Genomic DNA, 4,049 nt, shown 5'->3' on the forward strand with positions numbered 1-4,049 from the left:
TGAAGAAAAAGGGCTTGATGATATTTATATACACTCCAAGTTAAATAGACTGAGCGTAGCCAAAGACAACCTTGAATTACTTGCGATGACGAGGTTTCTAGACGACGAAGGGAGGCATATGCTCGCTCATAGAATTCACTATAAGCTAAAAGACCTTCATGGTTTTTACGCTGTTTCGGCGCGCTTTTCCGAAAAAGCATAGTTTTACGAATAGGAAGTTGCAAAAGTTAACTCGAACTCGGATAAATAGCGAAGCTTTAAGAGTTAATTTGTTGCTGTCCTAAAATTGAATGAGGAATTGTACAAACCAATGATAGGGAACCATTTTTGGTGGGGGAGTACTATTTCGACATGAGCATTTAAATTTCAAAGCGCTAAATGGTTAGCATGATTTCAAATTTGGAAAGACTATGAATTCAGATTCTAGCACCGAAAACATAATAGAAACGCTCAAGAAGTGGACAGATGATGGGATTAGCTCACCGTCACTATTGATATCGTTGGATGACGACTTGTTTTACGTAAGTTACTATCAAGGCATGGGAAATTCAGATTACTCTTCAATTGACAAGTTTTTACCTCAATATAAAACAGTTATTGAACGGCTCTATCGGGAAGGTAAGTTGAAGGTATCGGGGCAACCATTTTCTCTATACCCCAACAGTGACCGATTTAGAAAGCTCAGACTGGAACTGGGAATATGAAAATAAACGAGCAGACTAGATAATCTTAGGTAGTGATTAGCTGAGAAGAATTTAGCTCAAATCTAATCTGACGCTGGCACCAGAAAAACTGGGTAACTGTCAGATCAGGTCCGAGCTAGTACATCTAATGTGTGAATTTGACCCGCGTACTACCTCTATTGGTAGACTTTCGAAGTTCGGTCTTAGACAAGGCCAAAACGAAGTAGAAGAGCTCTTGAGGCGAAGAATGTACCTATATCGACCAAAGCTCCCTCTTTATTTGGTTTCCGACTGACCTTGCTTGTTAGCCACACATTGCTCCAACGCCTCTACAGCGGGCCTGAAATAAGTATCAATACAAGATTGCAACTGGTAACCGCTAATCTTGCCATTAAACAACTTCCTTTTTTCTTTTAGCAGCTGGATCACACTTCTGAGCCACTCTAATTCAGAAAGGAGTAAGTGGTTAATATCATCATACTTGTACCTTTTCGAAAATGCATAACAAATTGTATTTTTTGAATTCGGTATGGCATTTACAAATGCTTCAACGAACCTTTCTGCATCGATATATTGAAAAATGGGTGTTTCGTAGTATATGTTATCTGAATGGTTGCTATGGGTTACTTTCCGATAGAATAAGTCGGGATCTTCATTTATCAAACGAATCAACTCATCTCCCGCAGTTGGATATTCTTCAATCACTGCCTGCTCAGTTAGCCGCTCTATATACTTATTTAGCTCCTTGAACTCAACAGAATCTTTTTCATGAAAGCCAAGACCGCCCCAAGATTCATGCTCTCTAAACCTAGGCTCACGCGAAGTTTCCGAATAAAGATTTCCAGTCTCCTTAAGGTGATCAATGTAGGATCTGGAAAATTCAATAATGTCCCGTCTAGTATTCTTCACCAGTTCTATTTTGGATAGCCAGAGAAAAATACCAACAACATGTCTAACAACACCTAACTCCGTGTATCTCATATCGAAGAAATCCCTTTCCACAGATTCGAGCACATTATCAAATTCATCATCACTCAACTCCATTGAGTGCCACAAGCTAACCCAATCAGGAGTATTCTCTGTTAGGTAATATTTCGACTTTTCTAGAGATTCTTGCACTCGCTCTATAGCGCAGCAGCCTTTATCAAAGAAATCCACCCAAACTGACTCTTCAATTAATAACTCTCTTAGGTTTACATTTTTATATTTTTTACTGACTCTTTGATAAAGTGTTTCTTCTGTATTTTCTTTATCGCTATCGAGCAAACTAGAGAAATATGAAGTCTTAAGGTCTGAAATATCTTTTGGGAGAATGCTTCCGGCTTTTATCTCAAATGACAGAGCAAGAAATATTGTTAACAAATGCTCTAGTAATCCGTCTTTTGAGGAGGCATCTGGGCTAACAAATGATGAAAACCTTTCGAAATCCCAAAGAGCTTGCTTTAAATGTCGTAGGTTTTGGTATTGTGAGTTTTCATAAATTTCATAAATCAACTTCACATTTTCATTGAATAGGTTTTGAGCACCTTTATCTTCAACCTCAGAGATGAATTTAGTTAAAGCCCCACTCAAGTCTGGATTTACTTCGAAGGTTTTTCCTACCAACTTTTCTTTTATTCTTCTATACGCGTGCTTAAATTCACCCTGTTGCTCTTGGTGAGCTAATATCTCTTCTTCATTTGCAACAATAATTACTTTGTATCCTTGGTGCTCAACATAGTGATTTATATACCCTAGAAGACTTTCGAGATTAATTGATGCTCTTTCGAGATCATCAAAAACGATAATAAAACCTGATGTATCAGTAAGATAATCTGGCAAATCTAATTCTGGTACTTGCGAAGAAAAACTAGCGTCAGCCTTTCCATCGCCGTCTAAATCTATTTTTAACGTAGCCTTTAACAATCCCTTTGCTATCTTTCCCGTTAACGCCATACTCTTTGACGATAATAGCGGATGAAGTTGCTTAAAGAACTCATCTTCTATTTCTTCAAATGAAGTTACTCCATAAAGACTTACATATAGATATTTACCATCTTGCTCGGTGAGTGAGTTTAGTGTTTGGTTGATAAACCAAGTCTTCCCTGTTCCCCATTTTCCTTTAAGAAGCACTGCATATCCGGGTTCTTTATCGAATGAATAGTAGTACTTAAGGAATTCCTCAATGTGTAAGTTGGGTGCATCCATGATTGTTCGACTCTCCTGTGCTTTATTCAGCTTAACAGCTTCCGACTGAAGCTTCATAGTACCACTCGTTTCAACTGATGCACCACTTTATGAGTTCTCATGAGAAACAACAAGAAGTGCTCTCAGTATAAAGGGAACTGCCGCTCACGAGCAGTTATCACAACGGCAGATTAGTACGTATTGCAGACACTTGCAGTATGATAAATCAATTGGTTTAGTGTGCGATTAACGGAAGTTCAGCACTTGTCTAATAATGATAGAATAATGCTAATGCCACTAAAACCTGATAGTGGTTATCGCATGTATGACGACACCCATGTGAGTCAACTTAAATTCATATTAAAAGCTAAAGCCTTGGGCTTTACACTTGATGAAGTCGCATCGCTCATGACGATGAGTGGAAACTGCGCTGATGTCGAATCGATGGGATTACAAAAACTTAAGTTGATTCGAGAGAAAATTGCTATTTTGCAGCGGCTAGAACATGTGATTCAAGATATGACAAATTCTTGTAAAGCCAACCATGACCCTAATTCCTGCCCAATAATCAATTCGCTCAATTAACTATTGACTCCGTACCTATGTACGGAGTTTAGACTACCTCAAAAGTAGAGGTAATTATGATGAATAAAATTCTAGATAAAGTAGGCTCTGGTGGCGTTTGGCTAGCCGCACTTAGCTGCACAGCATGTTTCCCCGCACTTGGTTCACTAGCATCAGCTTTAGGGCTTGGTTTTCTATCACATTTTGAAGGAATAGCGGTGAATACTTTATTACCATTGTTTGCTGCGCTCGCTTTATTGGTCAACTCGTACAACTGGTATCAACATAAGCATGTGGTAAGGGGCATATTAAGTGTAATTGGCCCAATTGCAGTATTGCTGACTCTTTATCCACTGTGGCAATACGACTGGAGCACTTACTTATTTTACTTTGGGATCACATGGATGGTATTTATGTCAGTATTGGATGTCGTTAAGCCAGTTAAGGAACCCGTATGCGAGGTATAGAATTGGAATCTAAGATTACTTGTCCCGAGTGCGGCTTTAGTAAGGTCGAGACCATGCCAACAAACGCTTGCCAGTGGTATTACGAATGTGAGGGATGCAAAGCGCTACTCAAGCCTTTAATAGGTGATTGTTGCGTTTATTGCTCTTTTGGGACTGTTAAGTGCCCACC

6 protein-coding genes are annotated in these 4,049 nt (G+C 39.0%); 5 read left to right on the forward strand and 1 reads right to left on the reverse strand.

Going from position 1 to position 4,049, the window contains the following annotated elements; genetic code table 11:
* Positions 1-202: hypothetical protein (locus MHN09_RS20975; RefSeq protein ID WP_239241758.1), on the forward strand; the 202-nt coding region annotated here is incomplete at its 5' end.
* Positions 203-410: 208 nt separating this feature from the next.
* Complete coding sequence (locus tag MHN09_RS20980) at positions 411-704, forward strand: hypothetical protein (RefSeq protein ID WP_061095169.1); 294 nt, start codon at positions 411-413, stop codon at positions 702-704.
* Between the two features lie 255 nt (positions 705-959).
* On the opposite strand, the gene MHN09_RS20985 is transcribed toward MHN09_RS20980, so the two are convergent.
* Complete coding sequence (locus tag MHN09_RS20985; protein WP_061095170.1) at positions 960-2,927, reverse strand: P-loop NTPase fold protein; 1,968 nt, start codon at positions 2,925-2,927, stop codon at positions 960-962.
* A 186-nt stretch (positions 2,928-3,113) separates the two neighbouring features.
* On the opposite strand from MHN09_RS20985, the gene MHN09_RS20990 reads away from it, so the two are divergent.
* The 3 genes from MHN09_RS20990 to MHN09_RS21000 form a co-directional block, all read left to right on the forward strand.
* Positions 3,114-3,434, forward strand: a complete 321-nt coding sequence (locus MHN09_RS20990) for a MerR family DNA-binding protein (protein WP_239241815.1) — start codon at positions 3,114-3,116, stop codon at positions 3,432-3,434.
* Between the two features lie 56 nt (positions 3,435-3,490).
* On the forward strand, positions 3,491-3,880 hold the full coding sequence (gene merC / locus MHN09_RS20995; RefSeq protein ID WP_044556817.1) for an organomercurial transporter MerC: 390 nt from the start codon (positions 3,491-3,493) through the stop codon (positions 3,878-3,880).
* Positions 3,868-4,049 (forward strand): GDCCVxC domain-containing (seleno)protein (locus MHN09_RS21000; RefSeq protein WP_239241816.1); only part of this gene is annotated, 182 nt, incomplete at its 3' end. The genes merC and MHN09_RS21000, both read left to right, overlap by 13 nt.

Source organism: Alteromonas sp. MmMcT2-5, from assembly GCF_022348315.1.
GTDB lineage: Bacteria > Pseudomonadota > Gammaproteobacteria > Enterobacterales > Alteromonadaceae > Alteromonas > Alteromonas macleodii.